The organism is Qipengyuania sp. R86523 (genome assembly GCF_044596365.1).
GTDB lineage: Bacteria > Pseudomonadota > Alphaproteobacteria > Sphingomonadales > Sphingomonadaceae > Qipengyuania > Qipengyuania citrea.
This window is the reverse complement of record NZ_CP138997.1, coordinates 182,150-197,424: the sequence shown is the minus strand read 5'-3', so window position 1 is coordinate 197,424 and position 15,275 is coordinate 182,150. Positions and strand designations below refer to the sequence as shown.

18 protein-coding genes and 1 other RNA gene are annotated in these 15,275 nt (G+C 65.5%); 12 read left to right on the top strand and 7 right to left on the bottom strand.

Annotation, left to right across the window (positions count from 1 at the left end; genetic code table 11):
• Positions 1-3: 3 nt before the first annotated feature.
• Positions 4-1,005: a 4-hydroxythreonine-4-phosphate dehydrogenase PdxA gene (pdxA, locus tag SJY12_RS01045; RefSeq protein ID WP_397505707.1), complete on the top strand. Its 1,002-nt coding sequence runs from the start codon at positions 4-6 to the stop codon at positions 1,003-1,005.
• Positions 998-1,843 carry a 16S rRNA (adenine(1518)-N(6)/adenine(1519)-N(6))-dimethyltransferase RsmA gene (rsmA, locus tag SJY12_RS01040; protein ID WP_397505706.1) on the top strand — a complete coding sequence of 282 codons (846 nt, stop codon included), beginning with the start codon at positions 998-1,000 and terminating at the stop codon, positions 1,841-1,843. The genes pdxA and rsmA overlap by 8 nt, the downstream gene beginning before the upstream one ends.
• Before the next feature lie 61 nt (positions 1,844-1,904).
• Here rsmA and SJY12_RS01035 read toward each other — a convergent pair whose 3' ends face one another.
• Positions 1,905-4,001, bottom strand: a complete 2,097-nt coding sequence (locus SJY12_RS01035; protein WP_397505705.1) for a malate synthase G — start codon at positions 3,999-4,001, stop codon at positions 1,905-1,907.
• Positions 4,002-4,132: 131 nt separating this feature from the next.
• On the opposite strand from SJY12_RS01035, the gene SJY12_RS01030 reads away from it, so the two are divergent.
• The 4 genes from SJY12_RS01030 to SJY12_RS01015 all read left to right on the top strand — a co-directional run bounded on the left by SJY12_RS01030 (position 4,133) and on the right by SJY12_RS01015 (position 8,093).
• Positions 4,133-5,341, top strand: a complete 1,209-nt coding sequence (locus SJY12_RS01030; protein ID WP_397505704.1) for a hydrolase — start codon at positions 4,133-4,135, stop codon at positions 5,339-5,341.
• Complete coding sequence (locus tag SJY12_RS01025; protein ID WP_397505703.1) at positions 5,338-6,354, top strand: arginine N-succinyltransferase; 1,017 nt, start codon at positions 5,338-5,340, stop codon at positions 6,352-6,354. The genes SJY12_RS01030 and SJY12_RS01025 overlap by 4 nt, the downstream gene beginning before the upstream one ends.
• A gap of 86 nt (positions 6,355-6,440) precedes the next feature.
• On the top strand, positions 6,441-7,688 hold the full coding sequence (locus SJY12_RS01020) for an N-succinylarginine dihydrolase (RefSeq protein ID WP_397505702.1): 1,248 nt from the start codon (positions 6,441-6,443) through the stop codon (positions 7,686-7,688).
• Positions 7,689-7,832: 144 nt separating this feature from the next.
• Positions 7,833-8,093: a hypothetical protein gene (locus tag SJY12_RS01015; protein ID WP_160767023.1), complete on the top strand. Its 261-nt coding sequence runs from the start codon at positions 7,833-7,835 to the stop codon at positions 8,091-8,093.
• A gap of 76 nt (positions 8,094-8,169) precedes the next feature.
• On the opposite strand, the gene ssrA is transcribed toward SJY12_RS01015, so the two are convergent.
• Positions 8,170-8,513, bottom strand: a transfer-messenger RNA (tmRNA) gene (ssrA, locus tag SJY12_RS01010).
• A gap of 23 nt (positions 8,514-8,536) precedes the next feature.
• Positions 8,537-8,968 (bottom strand): large conductance mechanosensitive channel protein MscL, encoded by a 432-nt coding sequence (gene mscL, locus SJY12_RS01005; RefSeq protein WP_397505701.1) that lies wholly within the window; start codon positions 8,966-8,968, stop codon positions 8,537-8,539.
• Positions 8,969-9,140: 172 nt separating this feature from the next.
• Here mscL and SJY12_RS01000 point away from each other — a divergent pair, with 172 nt between their 5' ends.
• From SJY12_RS01000 to SJY12_RS00980, 5 genes are read left to right on the top strand one after another with little or no spacing between them, the layout of a single operon-like run.
• Entirely contained in the window at positions 9,141-9,764 is a 624-nt protein-coding gene (locus SJY12_RS01000; RefSeq protein ID WP_160766527.1) for a LemA family protein, read from the top strand.
• Between the two features lie 23 nt (positions 9,765-9,787).
• Entirely contained in the window at positions 9,788-10,594 is an 807-nt protein-coding gene (locus tag SJY12_RS00995; protein ID WP_397505700.1) for a TPM domain-containing protein, read from the top strand.
• On the top strand, positions 10,594-11,268 hold the full coding sequence (locus SJY12_RS00990) for a TPM domain-containing protein (RefSeq protein ID WP_230833438.1): 675 nt from the start codon (positions 10,594-10,596) through the stop codon (positions 11,266-11,268). Before SJY12_RS00995 ends, SJY12_RS00990 begins: the two co-directional genes overlap by 1 nt.
• 2 nt (positions 11,269-11,270) lie before the next feature.
• Positions 11,271-11,816 (top strand): NUDIX hydrolase, encoded by a 546-nt coding sequence (locus SJY12_RS00985; RefSeq protein WP_397505699.1) that lies wholly within the window; start codon positions 11,271-11,273, stop codon positions 11,814-11,816.
• 3 nt (positions 11,817-11,819) lie between these two features.
• Positions 11,820-12,602, top strand: coding sequence for an SDR family oxidoreductase (locus SJY12_RS00980; RefSeq protein WP_063505594.1), 783 nt, complete (start codon positions 11,820-11,822; stop codon positions 12,600-12,602).
• Positions 12,603-12,711: 109 nt separating this feature from the next.
• Here the strand turns inward: SJY12_RS00980 and SJY12_RS00975 are convergent, their stop codons facing one another.
• The 3 genes from SJY12_RS00975 to SJY12_RS00965 are packed head-to-tail and all read right to left on the bottom strand — an operon-like array spanning position 12,712 to position 13,203.
• The gene (locus tag SJY12_RS00975) at positions 12,712-12,933 is read right to left on the bottom strand and encodes a PspC domain-containing protein (RefSeq protein ID WP_050600239.1); all 222 of its coding nucleotides are present in this window, start codon (positions 12,931-12,933) and stop codon (positions 12,712-12,714) included.
• Positions 12,930-13,046 (bottom strand): recombination protein F, encoded by a 117-nt coding sequence (locus tag SJY12_RS00970; RefSeq protein WP_197458069.1) that lies wholly within the window; start codon positions 13,044-13,046, stop codon positions 12,930-12,932. The genes SJY12_RS00975 and SJY12_RS00970 overlap by 4 nt, the downstream gene beginning before the upstream one ends.
• Before the next feature lie 37 nt (positions 13,047-13,083).
• Positions 13,084-13,203 (bottom strand): recombination protein F, encoded by a 120-nt coding sequence (locus tag SJY12_RS00965; RefSeq protein WP_082847459.1) that lies wholly within the window; start codon positions 13,201-13,203, stop codon positions 13,084-13,086.
• A gap of 230 nt (positions 13,204-13,433) precedes the next feature.
• Between SJY12_RS00965 and recF the strand changes: the two genes are divergently transcribed.
• Positions 13,434-14,516 (top strand): DNA replication/repair protein RecF, encoded by a 1,083-nt coding sequence (gene recF, locus SJY12_RS00960; protein WP_397505698.1) that lies wholly within the window; start codon positions 13,434-13,436, stop codon positions 14,514-14,516.
• 23 nt (positions 14,517-14,539) lie between these two features.
• On the opposite strand, the gene SJY12_RS00955 is transcribed toward recF, so the two are convergent.
• A complete protein-coding gene (locus SJY12_RS00955) occupies positions 14,540-15,238 on the bottom strand; it encodes an arylesterase (protein WP_397505697.1) in 699 nt (232 codons plus the stop codon).
• Between the last annotated feature and the right edge of the window lie 37 nt (positions 15,239-15,275).

The window sequence follows — 15,275 nt, the reverse complement described above, 5'->3', positions numbered from 1 at the left end:
GTCATGGCACCCCTCGCCGTATCGATTGGCGATCCGGCGGGGATCGGGCCGGAAATCATCGTCGAAAGCTGGGCGCGGCGCTCCGAAGCGGGCCTCGCGCCCTTTTTCGTGGTCGGCGGCAAGGGCGTGCTCGAAGCCGCGGCGCGCAGCCGCCGGCTCGCGCTCGACATCGCCCTGATCGACGATCCGGCCGAAGTGCCGGGACTGTTCGGCCGTGCGCTGCCGGTGCTCGGCCGCGAAGATGTCGCTGCGCACCCCGGACAGCCCGATGAAATGGGCGCCGCGCTGGCGCTGCAATCGCTGGCCGAGGCAACGCGCTGCGTGCTGCTGGGTACCGCGTCAGCGATCGTCACCGCGCCGATTGCCAAGGCGCAGCTGGCGGCCGTCGGCTTCGAGCATCCGGGCCAGACCGAATTCTTCGCCGAAGTCTGCGGAATGGAAGCCGACCAGGCGGTAATGATGCTCGCCGGGCCCAGTCTGCGCGCCGTGCCGCTGACCGTCCATTGCGCGCTGTCCGAAGTCTCCGGCCGGCTGTCGCAGCAGCTGATCGAACGACGTGCGCGGATCGTGGCGCGCGCGCTGGCGACCGATTTCGGCATCGCCGCGCCGCGGCTCGCGGTATGTGGGCTGAACCCGCATGCGGGCGAAGGCGGCCGGTTCGGCAACGAGGAAGCGCGCATAATCGCGCCGGCGATCGAGACCCTCCGGGGCGAAGGGTTCGACATTACCGGGCCGCATCCCGCCGACGCGCTGTTCACACCGCGCGCGCGGCAGACCTACGACGCCGCGCTGGCAATGTATCACGACCAAGCTCTGGTCCCGCTCAAGGCGCTCGATTTCGACGAGGGGGTCAATGTCACGCTTGGTCTGCCGATCGTGCGCACCAGCCCCGACCACGGCACCGCCTTCGATATCGCGGGCGAGGGGCTCGCCGATCCCAGCGCGATGATCGCCGCCATTCGCATGGCGGGACAGATAGCCGCCAACCGGTCCGCGCATGGCTGAGCTGCCGCCCCTGCGCGAAGTCATCGCCCGCCACGGCCTCAGCGCTTCCAAGGCACTGGGGCAGAACTTCCTGTTCGACGAGCAATTGCTCGACCGGATCGCCGCGGTGCCCGGTGATCTTGCCGGGAAGCAGGTGCTCGAGGTGGGTCCGGGTCCCGGCGGGCTGACGCGCGCCCTGCTGCGCGCCGGCGCCCGCGTGACCGCGATCGAGATGGACCGCCGCTGCATGCCCGCGCTGGCCGAGCTGGAAGACGCCTTCCCGGGCCAGTTGCGCGTGATCGAGGGCGACGCGCTCAAGCTCGATCATGCCGAACTGATGGGCGGAGAACCCTTCGCCGTGTTGTCCAACCTGCCTTATAATGTCGGCACCGCGCTGTTCGTGCGCTGGCTGGCCGGAGCGAAGGGCAGCGAGAATGCATGGCCGCCGCTGTGGACCAGCCTGACGCTGATGTTCCAGCAGGAAGTCGCCCAGCGCATCGTCGCGCAGCCCGGCGGCTCGGCCTATGGCCGGCTTGCAGTGCTGGCGCAGTGGCGCAGCCGCGCGAAGCTGGCAATGAAGGTCCACCGCAGCGCCTTCACCCCGCCCCCCAAGGTGATGAGCGCAATCGTCCATGTCGAACCCGCGGAGATGCCCGAAAGGGTCGACGCCCGGCTGCTCGAACGGCTGACCGAAGCCGCCTTCGGCCAGCGCCGCAAGATGCTGCGCCAAAGCCTCAAGGGCGTGCCCGGTGCGGTTGCCGCGCTGGAGCAGCTGGGCATCGATTCGCAGCGCCGCGCGGAGACGGTAACGGTCGGCGAATTCGTGACCCTCGCGCGCGCACTCACTGCAGAACGCTAAGGCCCCACGAAGAAGCCCCGCCGGTCGGCGGGGCTTCTCCTTCGATCGCGACTGGTTGTGGTCAGCCCTGCGCCTTCTTCTTGCGCCGCCAGGCGTGCAGCAGCGGTTCGGTGTAGCCGCTGGGCTGTTCGACACCCTTGAAAATGAGGTCCTTCGCCGCGCTGAATGCCGCGCCGTCCTCGTTCTCCAGCAGCGGCTGGTAGAAGGGATCGCCCGCGTTCTGCTCGTCGACCTTGGCGGCCATGCGGCGCAGGCTGTCCATCACCTGTTCTTCGCTGATGACGCCGTGGAGCAACCAGTTGGCGATATGCTGGCTGGAAATGCGCAGCGTTGCGCGGTCTTCCATCAGGCCGACATCGTTGATGTCGGGGACCTTGGAGCAACCGACACCGGCATCGATCCAGCGCACGACATAGCCGAGCAGGCCCTGGCAATTGTTGTCGAGCTCCTCGCGGATCTCGTCCTCCGACCAGTTGGTGCCGTCAGCCAGCGGAATGGCAAGCAGTTCGTCGAGCTTCGCCGCATCGGGCAGGCCCTTCTGGATCTCGAACACGTCCTCGCGGTGATAATGGATCGCGTGCAGCGTCGCGGCGGTCGGGCTCGGCACCCAGGCGGTGTTCGCCCCGGCGCGAAGATGGCCGATCTTGTCGATCATCATCTGCCCCATCAGGTCGGGCGCCGCCCACATGCCCTTGCCGATCTGCGCACGGCCCGACAGGCCATGCGCCAGCCCGATGCCGACATTGCGCGCCTCGTAGGCCTTGAGCCAGGCTGAGTTCTTCATCTCGCCCTTGCGCATCATCGGCCCCGCACGCATCGAGGTGTGAATCTCGTCCCCCGTACGGTCGAGGAAGCCGGTGTTAATGAAGACGATGCGGTCCTTCACCGCGTGGATGCAGGCGGCAAGATTGGCTGATGTGCGGCGTTCCTCGTCCATCACCCCGACCTTGATCGTGTGGCGCGGCAGGCCGAGCAGATCTTCCACCGCGTCGAACAGGTCGTCGGTGAAGGCGCATTCCTCGGGCCCGTGCATCTTGGGCTTCACGATATAGATGCTGCCGCAGCGCGAATTGCCGTACTTCCCCAGTCCGGCGACATCCTGCGCGCCGATCGCCGAGGTGACCACCGCATCGAGGATCCCCTCGGGGATTTCCTTGCCGTCCCAGCGCATCGCCGGGTTGGTCATCAGATGGCCGACATTGCGCACGAACATCAGGCTGCGGCCGGGCAGGCTGTGTTCGCCGCCGTCGCTGCCGGTGTAAATCTTGTCACCCACCAGCTTGCGAGTGTGCGTCTTGCCGCCCTTCTCGAAGCTTTCCTCCAGATCGCCGCGGATCACGCCGAGCCAGTTGCGATAGGCGGTGAGCTTGTCCTCGGCATCGACCGCCGCGACCGAATCCTCGCAATCGGCGATGGTGGTCAGCGCGGCCTCGAAATTGACATCGGCGATACCCAGCCGGTCGGTCTTGCCAACCTGGCTGTCCGGATCGACGACGATCTCGATATGCAGGCCGTTGTGGCGGAACAGCGGGCCCTTGTCGGTCTGCCCGACCTGCTGCGAAGGATCGGCCAGTTCGAGGGTGTCGAGGCTGTCGAGATCCTTCCAGCTTCCCGATGCGAGCGGGAGGATCTCGTCGAGCAGCTTGCGCGCCTCGGCGATGACCGCGGCGCCGCGCTCCTCGTCATACCCGCCCGGCCGTGCGGCGGGCGCGTCGAGCGCATCGGTGCCGTAAAGCGCGTCGTAGAGGCTGCCCCAGCGGGCATTGGCGGCGTTGAGCAGGAAGCGTGCGTTGAGGATGGGCACCACCAGCTGGGGGCCGGCCATGGTCGCGATCTCGGGATCGACATTCTCGGTCCCGATGGTGAACTCGCCCGGTTCGGGGACGAGATAGCCGATGTCTTCCAGAAAGGTGCGATAGGCGCCCGCTTCATGCGGCTGCCCAGCCCGTTCGGTGTGCCAGGCATCGATCTTCGCCTGCAGATCCTCGCGCTTGGCCAGCAGGTCCGCGTTGCGCGGACCGAACCTGCCCAGGAGGTCGGCAAAACCTTTCCAGAAGGCATCGACGTCGCGGCCGAGGGGCCCAAGCACGTCGGTTTCGATAAAGGCGGCAAGCTGCGGATCGGCTTCGATTCCGGCGCGCGTGACAAATTCGGTCATGGAACTCCTCGAGCAGTAGTAGAACGGCGATGTCGTACCCGGGGAGGAGTGGCACGGTCTATGCCGCCAGCCGTTGATCAATGCAAGGCACGGGCTGGACTCGGGCCAAGGCAGGATTAAGGACGTTGCACATGAAACCGGATACCGCCCCCCAAGCGCTGCTCGCCACAATCGATGGCGACACGATGCTGCGCGAGGTGCAGGACTGGGCGTCAATCAACACGGGCACCGGCAATATCGCCGGGCTGGACCGGATGGCGGGGATCCTCGCCGATGCCTTCAGCACCCTGCCCGGCGACGTCGATCTGGTCGAACCCGCCACGGTCACCGCGATCTCGCCCGAGGGCCGCGAGTTCGAGAAGCCGCATGGCAGGCACATGGTGCTGCGCGTGCGGCCGGAAGCGGAGCGGCGCTTCGTGCTGACGGGGCACATGGATACCGTCTTCCCCGAGGATCATCCTTTCCAGCAGGTCAGCTGGCTCGACGACGAGACGATCAACGGGCCCGGCACCGCCGATATGAAAGGCGGGCTGAATGTCATCCTCCACACGCTGAAGACCTTCGAAACGATGGCAGGCGCGTCGCGCGTGGGATACGACGTGATGATCAATTCGGACGAGGAAACCGGCAGTCTTGCCAGCCGTACGCTGATCGAGGAACTGGCGCGCGGCAAATATGCCGCGCTGACCTACGAACCCAGCGCGCTGCCCGACGGCACGCTGGCGCATGCGCGCGGCGGGACGGGCAATTACTCGATCACAATCACCGGCAAGTCGGCGCATGCGGGGCGCAATCCGCATGACGGCCGCAATGCCATCGTCGCCGCCAGCGACCTCGTGCTGCGGATCAAGGCGCTCGAGGCCGGGGACATCACGGTCAACCCAGCCAAGATCGAAGGCGGCAGTGCGAACAACGTGGTGCCCGACCTGGCGATCCTGCGCTTCAACATCCGCCCCCAATCGACCGATGCGATGAACCGCTTCGACGGCCAGCTCGACGCGATCCTCGATGCGATCCGCAGCGAACTCGAGGTTGCCATCCATCGCCACGGCGGCGTGACGCGCCCACCCAAACCCGTCGATACCAAAGCGCAGAAGCTGTTCGATCTCGTCAAGACATGCGGCGCCGAACTGGGCCAGCAGATCGGTTGGAAAAGCACCGGCGGCGTGTGCGACGGCAACAATATCGCCGCCACCGGCGTGCCCGTGGTCGATACGATGGGCGTGCGCGGCGGCGCCATCCATTCGCCCGATGAATTCATGATCGTGCCCAGCCTGCGCGAGCGCGCCGCCCTGTCCGCGCTGGTCCTGGCCAGGCTTTCGACCGGAGACCCTTTGTGACCTTTCGCCTGCGCGCCGCGCAAATCGCCGATCTCGAACAACTCTACGAAATGGCCAAGCTGACCGGCGGCGGTTTCACCAACCTCCCCGCCGACCGCACCGCGCTGACGCGCAAGCTGGAACGCGCCGAGGAAGCCTTTGGGCGTACCTATGACGATCTGGGCGACGACCAATTCACGCTGGTGCTGGAAAACACCGAGACCGGCCAGGTGCGGGGCACCTGCCAAATGTTCAGCCAGGTGGGGCAGCAATGGCCCTTCTACAGTTACCGCATGACCACGCTGACGCAGCACAGCCAGGAACTCGACCGGACCGTGCGCGCCGAACTGCTCAGCCTCGTCACCGACCTCGAGGGCTGTTCGGAAGTCGGCGGGCTGTTCCTTCATCCCGCCGAACGTGCCGGCGGGTTCGGCCTGCTGCTGGCGCGCAGCCGGTACCTGTTCATCGCCATGCACCGGGCGCGCTTTGCCGATCGCGTCATTGCCGAATTGCGCGGCGTGATCGACGACCGCGGCGGCTCGCCCTTCTGGGACGGCGTTGCCGGCAGGTTCTTCGGCATGACCTTCCAGGAAGCCGATTATTTTAATGCGATCAACGGCAACCAGTTCATCGCCGACCTCATGCCCAAGCATCCGGTCTATATCGCGATGCTCGACGAGGAGGCGAAGAAGGTGATCGGCGTGCCCCACCCCTCCGGCCGGGCGGCCATGCGGATGCTGGAGAACGAGGGCTTCGCCGCCGAAGGCTATGTCGACATTTTCGACGGCGGGCCAACGATGACCGCGCGCACCAGCCAGGTGCGCAGCGTGCGCAAGGCGCAGCCGGGCAAGGTTTCGGACACCGATCTCGACATCGGCGAACGGGCGCTGATTGCCACTGGCACGCTGGCGAGTTTCCGCAGTGTCTATGGCATGCGCGAAATTGCGGAGGACGGATCGATCGCGATCGACGCGATGGCTGCGCAAACGCTCGAAGTGGGCGAAGGCGACGAAGTCTGGAGCGTCGCCCGCTGACGGGAACATGGCCGCGCGCGTCCAACGGAGTCGGGACGCGGCGGCGCGGCTGGCCTTCGACTTCGCTCGAACCGAACGGATAGCATATGCTCAGGGAAATCAATTTCGACGGCATCGTCGGGCCGAGCCACAATTACGCCGGCCTCAGTCTCGGCAATATCGCCAGCGCGAGCCACAAGGGCAGCGCCTCCTATCCGCGTGCCGCGGCGCTGCAAGGCATGGCGAAGATGCGCGCAAATATGGAACGCGGGCTCGCGCAGGGCTTCCTGCTCCCGCTGCCGCGGCCCAATTTTGCACTGCTGGACGATCTCGCGGTGGATGGCACAAGCGACCGAGCGCTGCTGGCCGCAGCCTGGTCGGCCAGTTCGATGTGGACCGCCAATGCCGCAACGGTCAGCCCCGCGCCCGATACCGCGGACGGGCGCTGTCACCTGACCCCGGCCAATCTCGTAACCATGCTGCACCGCGGCCAGGAATGGCGCGATACGCAGGCGCAGCTGAAGCTCGCCTTCGGCGATACCCGCCATTTCGCAGTGCACGATGCGGTCCCGCCGAGTTTCGGCGACGAGGGCGCGGCCAACCACATGCGGCTGTGCGAAAGCCACGGGCAGCCCGGAGTGGAGGTATTCGTCTATGGCCGGCCCGGCGGGCGCTTCCCCGCGCGCCAGCACGAACAGGCCAGCCGCGCCGTGGCCCGCAAGCACGGGCTCGATCCTGCGCGCTGCGTCTTCATCGAACAGAACCCCGCCGCGATCGAGGCGGGCGCGTTCCACAACGATGTCGTCGCGGTTGCGAACCAAACCGTGTTGTTCACGCATGAACAGGCCTTTGCCGATCGCAAGGATGCCTATGAAGCGATGCACGCCGCCTTCCCGGCGCTGCACGTCGTCGAAGTGCCGGCCAGCGCGGTATCGCTCGAGGAAGCGATCCGGACCTATCTGTTCAACGCGCAGCTGGTCAGCCTGCCGAGCGGAGAGATGGCCTTAGTCGTCCCAAGCGAATGCCAGGAGAGCGCCAGCGTCTGGGCATGGTGCGAACGGATGCTCGCCTCGAACGGACCGATCCGGCAGGTAATCCCCGTCGATGTCCGCCAGTCGATGGCCAATGGCGGCGGGCCCGCATGCCTGCGGCTGCGGGTGGTGGCCGATCCCGCCACGGTCGACGCACGGTTCCTGCTCGACGAAGCCAAGGCGCAGCGGATCGAATCGGTCATCGCCCAGGCCTGGCCCGAACGGATCGAACCGGAAGAAATCGGATCGGAAAAGCTGGCCAAGACCGTGATCGAAGCGCGCGAGGCGCTGCTCGCGGTGCTCTCGCTAGATGAGCTCGCCTGACCCGGTTTGGTCGTCCGCCTCTGGACCGCCGCGTCGGCGGGTCTTACACTCAATGACGCATTAACCATTGCGAGTCGCGGGAACGCGACGCTGGCACGGGAATTGCAGTTCCTAGGGATTAACCGTGGAGACCGGACGATTTCGCTGACGAGGGTAAAACGGCTGTTCGTGATCAAGACGCGCTTCGAAGCGTATCTGATCATCTTTGCGCTTGCCCTCGGCGCCATGACTCGCGGCGCGCACTACACGGTTCAATACCCCGGTGTCGGCGGTTACCTGCTGTTTGCAGCAACCGCTGGTGCGGTCTTTCTCGGCGGCGCCAAGATCCTCGACGCGCTGCGTTACGAACGCGAGGCACGCGAAGCCGGCGCGGACACGGCAGAGAAAGCCGGCCTGCAGCCCTGAGCCGCGCCAAGCGGGAAATCGCACAATTCGATAAGGCTAAGGTGGGGGTTTCTGTTGCTAGCTACCCCCGGAGCCCCGGAATCCGCTTCTGTTGCCCGGTGGGTCCAACCGCGCTTTAGCTTTGTAAATTCAGGCCGTTAGGCCGTCAAATTACGCTGCGAGAGCGAGTGCTTCGTTATCGTTGGCACTTGTGTGTTGTGAACATTTTTACGGGATACTCAGCCCGAGCAAAAACACTGTCTTTCAGCACACGTCGATCCTAGTTCGGCCCCGTCATAACCCGCCAATGAAGCGGTTTGTGGTGGAGCCGCCGGGTACTGCCCCCGGGTCCGTTGTACCTATTGCACAGCGCCATTTATCGCCATAGCCCGCCGAAACGGGCAGGACCCATATAGGCCCTGCCCGCTTAATGTGAAGTGTATACGGGCGCCTGGCCGACCGGCCTATTTCTTCAGCGCGTCGCGAATTTCGGTCAGCAACTCGATTTCGGTCGGCCCCGCGGGCGCGGCAGCCGCCTTCTTTTCCTCGAGTTCGGCCATGACCTTCTTGGCATAGCGGACCAGGAGGAAGATGATGAAGGCGAGGATCACGAAATTGATGATCGCGGTGACGAATGCGCCATAGCCAATCATGGCGGCTCCCGCTTCCTTCAGCGCGGCATAGTCGGTCAGCGACCCATCATAGCCTTCGGGCGTGCTCAGCAAGATGAAATAGCTCGAGAAATCGGCCCCGCCGAAAATCGCGCCGATCACCGGCATGATGATATCATCGGTCAGCGAACTGACGATGGCGCCGAATGCGCCCGCGATGATCACTGCCACCGCAAGGTCGATGACATTGCCCTTCGCGATGAAGGCCTTGAATTCCTTGAACATGCATTTCCCCTGATTTTTCCGCCAAAGGGTTGTCTGGTCGCAGGCGCGTTCATGCTGAATCACGCCGCTGTCTGCGCTTTAAACAGGATCGGCGAAAAGTCCGCGTTAATCTTGTATGGCGGCCAAGGTGTGCTATCTGGACAAGACACACTTACCACAAAAGGGATGTTCCATGAACCGCCTGGTTGCCTTTCGCACCTCCATCGTTGCTGCCGCCGCCCTCGTCCTGTCGGCGTGCGGAATTAACTCGGTGCCAGCGGCCGAAGAGACGGCCAAGGCCAAGTGGGCCGATGTCGAAGCCGCGTTTCAGGAACGCGCCAATTTGGTGCCCAATCTCGAACAGATCGTGATGAGCTCGGCCGAACAGGAACGCGAAACGCTGGAATCGGTGATCCAGGCGCGCGCCTCGGCGACGCGTCCGGAAATCCAGCTCGACGGTGATGATCTCGGCGATGCGGACAAGATGGCACAGTACCAGGAAGCACAGAACACCTTCGGCGGCGCACTGTCGCGGCTGATGGCCAATGTCGAAGCCTATCCCGAACTGCGCAGCCAGGAAAACTTCGGCCGCTTCATGACGCAGATCGAAGGGCAGGAAAACCGCATCCGCGTGGCGATCCGCGACTACAACGAGGCGGTGCGCCAGTATAACACGACCATCCGCACCTTCCCCGATACGATCGGTGCCAACATCATCCACGGCGCCGAACCGATGGTGCCCTATGCGGCAGTGACCGAAGGCGCCGAGGTTGCGCCGACGCTGAACATGCGCGGGGATGACGATGCGGCCAATTGAGGGGCGCTGACATGCGCCTGCTGATGAAATCGATGCTGACGCTGGTGGCGGCGCTGGGCCTGGCCCTGCCCGCCGCCGCGCAGGACTTCCCCGAGCGGGGCACCGCGCCGGTGGTCGATGCCGCCAACATCATCGACGACGCGACCGAAGCGGCGCTGACGCAGAAGCTCGACCAGTTCGAGGAAAACAATCAGCGCCAGTTCGTGATCGCCACCATCCCCGACCTGCAGGGCTACGATATCTCGGACTATGGCTATCGGCTGGGCCGCGAATGGGCGCTGGGCGATGCGGAGCGCAACGATGGCATAATGCTCATTGTCGCGCCGAACGAACGCAAGATGCGCATCGAGGTCGGCTATGGCCTCGAAGGCGTCATTCCCGACGGGCTCGCCTTCGAATATGTCGAAGGCATGAAGCCCTATTTCCGGCAGGGCGACTATTCGGGCGGGATCGCCTGGGCGGCCGACGAGATCGTCACCCAGCTCGAACTTCCCCCCGAAGAGGCGGCCCGCGTCGCGCAGGAACGCACTGCCGCGCGGGAGAACGAGGGCGGCTTTCCCATCGGCGCGCTGATCTGGCTGGGCTTCATATTCTTCTTTTTCATCCTGCCGATGTTCAGCGGCGGCCGGCGGCGGCGCTATCGCCGCGGCGGTGTCGGCGGGGTCGTTGGCGACATCATCCTGTGGGAAGCCGGCAAGGCGATCGCGCGCGGTGTCGGCGGCGATGACTGGGGCGGCGGTGGCGGCTTTGGTGGCAGCGGCGGCGGCTTCGGCGGCTTCTCCGGCGGCGGTGGCAGTTTCGGGGGCGGCGGCGCCTCCGGGGGGTGGTAATGGGATATCTCTCGCAATCCGATCACGAGATCGTTTCGAATGCGGTCGCGGAGGCCGAACTCACCACCAGCGGCGAGATCGTTACCGTGCTGGCCGACCGGAGCGATGCGTATGACGATGTCGTGCTGGTCTGGGCCGCGGCGCTGGCATTCTCCGCCATGAGCCTGTTCGCGGTCCTGCCGCAGCCCTTCATGGACCTGTGGGACGCGCTGGTCGGCGGCTGGTCGCATGTGTGGACCACCGGCGAACTCGCCAGCATGACCATTGCGCTCGGTCTCGTGGCTTTCGTGGCCGGCTGGCTGTTGCTGAGCTGGGATCCGCTGCGCTTTGCGCTGACGCCGGGCCCGGTGAAGACCGCGCGTGCGCATGCCCGCGCGATCAAGCATTTCAAGGTCGGCGCGGAACGCCGCACGCATGGCCGCACCGGCGTGCTGCTGTATCTGTCGATGCGTGAGCACCGCGCGGAAATCGTCGCCGACCAGCCGATCGCCGAAATCGTCCCCCCCGAGGTCTGGGGCGAGGCGATGGCGGACATGCTGGCGGAGATCAAGCAGGGCCATATCGCCCTGGGCCTCGCCGCGGGCGTCCGCGACGTGGGCAAGGTCCTGTCCGAGCATTTCCCCCGCGCCGAGGATGACGAGAACGAACTGCCCGATCGCCTGATCGAGGTCTGATCGTGCCCGTCCCCGACCACGATGCCGACGAGCGGATCGTCTGGCAGGGCGATTACATCACCGCCAAGACGCGCGGCCGCTGGGAATATGTCGGGCGCCCGCGCAATATCCGCGCTGCAGTGATCCTCGCCGTCGACGACGATGACCATGTGCTGCTGGTCGAGCAGTACCGGGTGCCACTGGGCCAGTATTGTCTCGAACTCCCCGCGGGGCTGATCGGCGACGAGGACGGGCGCTGCGATGAGGATCCGCTCGCCGCCGCCGGGCGCGAGCTCGAGGAAGAAACCGGTTACCGCGCCGCGGTGCTCGAAGACCTCGGCTGCTTCTGGTCGTCGCCCGGCATGGTCAGCGAAAGCTTCACGCTGGTCCGCGCGCGCGATCTCGCCAAGGTGGGAGCAGGCGGCGGCGTGGGCGAGGAGAACATCACCGTCCACCGCGTGCCGCTGGCCGACATCCGCAGCTTTATCGACGCAAAGCGTGCCGATGGTTGCGGGATCGACGTGCGCATGCTCTTGCTGCTGGGACAGAACATACTGGCAGGAGAGTGAGACATGGCAGGACGGTGTGCGGGCAAGCTGGCCCTCGTTACGGGCGCGGCGCAGGGACTGGGACGCGCGCATGCGACGCGGCTGGCCGAGGAAGGCGCCCGGGTGCTGTGCACCGACATCAACGGCGAAGGCGCAGCTGAAACCGCGCAGCTGATCAACGACGCGATCGGCGCCGGCACGGCCTTCTCGATCGCCCATGACGTGACCGATCCGGCCGCCTGGGAAGCCGCGGTCGATGCCGCGCGCGACAATCTCGGCGGGCTGAATGTCCTGGTCAACAACGCGGGCATCGGCGTGGCGGGCAATATCGAAACCTGCGATTTCGACGACTGGAAGCGCTGTTTCTCGATCAATGTCGATTCGATCTTCCACGGCTGCCAGAAGGCGCTGCCGCTGATGCGCGAACATGCGCCGGGTTCGATCGTCAACATCTCCAGCATCGCCGGGCTGATCGCCAGCGACACCATGCCGGCCTACAACGCCAGCAAGGCCTCGGTCTGGATGCTGAGCAAGTCGATCGCACTGCATTGCGCGAAGAACAACATGCAGATCCGCTGCAATTCGGTCCACCCGACCTTCGTCGACACGCCCATCCTCGACGGGACGGCGAAGAACCACAATATCGACAAGGGCGTTCTGATGGACAAGCTGGCGCGGCAGATCCCGCTGAAGTTCGTCGGAGAGCCCAACGATATCGCCAATGCGGTGGTCTATCTGGCCAGCGATGAAAGCCGGTTCATGACCGGGGCCGAGATCAAGCTCGACGGCGGTATATCGGCAATGTGATGTCTGCCGAAGCCGGATGCACAAGAGGGGCCGCTTGGCCCCTCCCGGTTTCTCTCGATGTGAGCCACGACCGGCACGAAAACCGGGACGGTCAGCGCGAAGGCCGTGGTCAGTCTGCGATCAGTCCGATCGCGAGGTAGATCAGGATGAAGCTGCCAAAGCCCAGCAGCGTTCCTGCGACGAAGCCGATCCGGACCCAGGTGGCATCGATACCGAAGTAGCGGGCGATGCCGGAGCAAACCCCCATCAGCTTGCCGTTGCGGCGATCGAGCGCGAAGCTCTTGGCGGGGCGGACGGCGTGGTCGTCTTCGCGGAATTCGAGCTTGCTCATGCGATCAGACCATTGGGCGAGGCGGGGATGATGGCGGTGGCGAAGAAGGCCGCCGAAATCGCGAGCGAGAACGCCGCTGCGAAGAGCTTGCTGCTGTTGTCCGAGTTGAACATGTCTGGTTCCTTTCCGTTCGAGTTATGCGCGGGGTGATCAGGCGATCAGGCCGGCGGGGCTGGCGGGGACGATGGCGGCGGCCATGAACATGGCGGACACGCCGAAAGCGAAGACGGCGGCGAGAGCGCGGCTGCTGGCGTTTTCGAGAATGGACATTGGGTAATCTCCTTGAACCTTGGTTTGTTTCCCCCCGGTCATCCGGGTTGCCCCATGCTTTGCAACGGGTGTGCCAAACTTCAAGAAGCGCAGGAATCCGGCGTTTTTGCCTGAACGCTCGCGTTGGGCGCCGTTCATCAATCCGAAAGGTTGGTGATTTTTACCAACTGTTGGAATCTACCGTTTCGAGTGGCGGCGGAACGAAGGGCGCGCTATCGCGCTGGCGACCCATGGCGCTCGATCGCATCTCCCTTACCGACTTCCGCAATCATGCCGCGACCGAGCTGGAAGCGACCACGCAGTTCAACCTGCTGGTTGGTGAAAACGGCGCAGGAAAGACCAATATTCTCGAAGCGCTGTCGCTGCTTGCGCCAGGGCGCGGGCTGCGCCGCGCGGCGCTGGCCGATCTGGTGCGCAGCGGCGGCGAGACTGGGTTCGGGATCGGGGCCAGCCTGCGGCAGCAGCAGGGCGAGGCCGTCCGGCTGGCGACATACACCGACAGCCCCCTGCCCGCGCGGCGCCGGGTGCGGATCAACGGCGCCGACAGCAGTGCCACCGGCCTTGGCGAATGGATGGCAGTGACGTGGCTCACGCCGGCGATGGACGGGATCTTCACTGGTCCGGCTGGCGACCGGCGCCGGTACGTGGACCGGCTCGCACTTGCGCTCGACCCTGCGCATGCCAGCCATGCCGCGCGTTACGACGCCGCGCTGCGCGAACGCAATCGCCTGCTGTCCGACCTGCGCGAACCCGAAAGTGCCTGGCTCGATGCGGTCGAAGCGCAGATGGTCCAGCATGGCGCCGCGCTGATGCAGGGCCGCGCCACATTGGTCGACACGCTGGCCGTGCGGCTCGCCACCATGCCTGCCGAGCCCTTCGCCCGGCCGGCCCTGACATACGCCCCGGGCGCTCCGGCGCATGCCGATGGCCTGTCTCAGGCGCTGTTCGACAATCGCAGGCGCGACCGTGCGGCGCAGCGCACGCTGGCGGGGCCGCATCGCGACGAGCTCGATGTCATCCATGCGGCCAAGCGCGTGCCTGCCGCGCAAAGCTCGACCGGCGAACAAAAGGCGATGCTGGTCGCGATGACGCTGGCGCATGCCGCGCTGGCCGCGGAAGGTCGCGCCAGCCTGCTGCTGCTCGACGAGGTTGCGGCGCATCTCGATCCGGTGCGCCGTGCCGCGCTGTTCGACCAGTTGCGCACCAGCGGCGCGCAGGTCTGGATGACCGGAACCGAGATGGCCCCCTTCAGCAGCATTGCGGCGGATGCGGCGGTATGGCGGGTCGACGCAGGCGGCGTCGAACGCCTCTGACCTGCGCCTGCGGGCGGGCCGCGCTACTCCTGCGGCAGGACCCGTTCCACATCGTCCACCGTATCTTCGACCAGCGCGGCGATGCCCGCGGCGGTCGGATGGATGCGATCGTCGAGGAACAGGGCGGGATCCTGATAGATGCTCTCGAGCCAGAACGGCACCAGCGCGGTGCCGTATTCCTGCGCCAGATCGGCATAGAGGGCGTCGAACTGCTGCTGGTATTCGGTTCCGTAATTGGGCGGCGCGCGCATGCCCATCAGCAGCACCGGTATCTGCCGCGCGCGCAATTCCTCGAGCATGGCTGCGAAATTCGCGCGCGTCTGGTCGGGCTGGATACCACGCAGCATGTCGTTGCCGCCCAGTTCGAGAATGACCAGATCGGGCGGCGTATCCTGCGCGTCGAGCGTGAACGCCAGCCGTTGGCGACCCGCGGCGCTGGTATCGCCCGATACGCCGGCATCGATCACGCGCGCATTTGTGCCGCGTGCGCGCAGCGTATCCTCGAGCTGTTCGGGGTATCCCTGCTGCTCGTCCAGCCCGTAACCGGCAAAGAGGCTGTCCCCGAACGCGAGGATACGGCGCTCGGGCCCGGCGACTTCCTGCTCGGCAGCGGCAACCGCCTGCTCCTGCGCTTCCGCCGGCACCACCGCATCTTCGGCACCGTCCCCGCATGCAGCCAGCGAAAGACCGATTACCGTTATCGATAAATGCCGTATCCGCATCGGCGAGTTTCCTTGTGCAACCTTGGGCTGCCTGCCA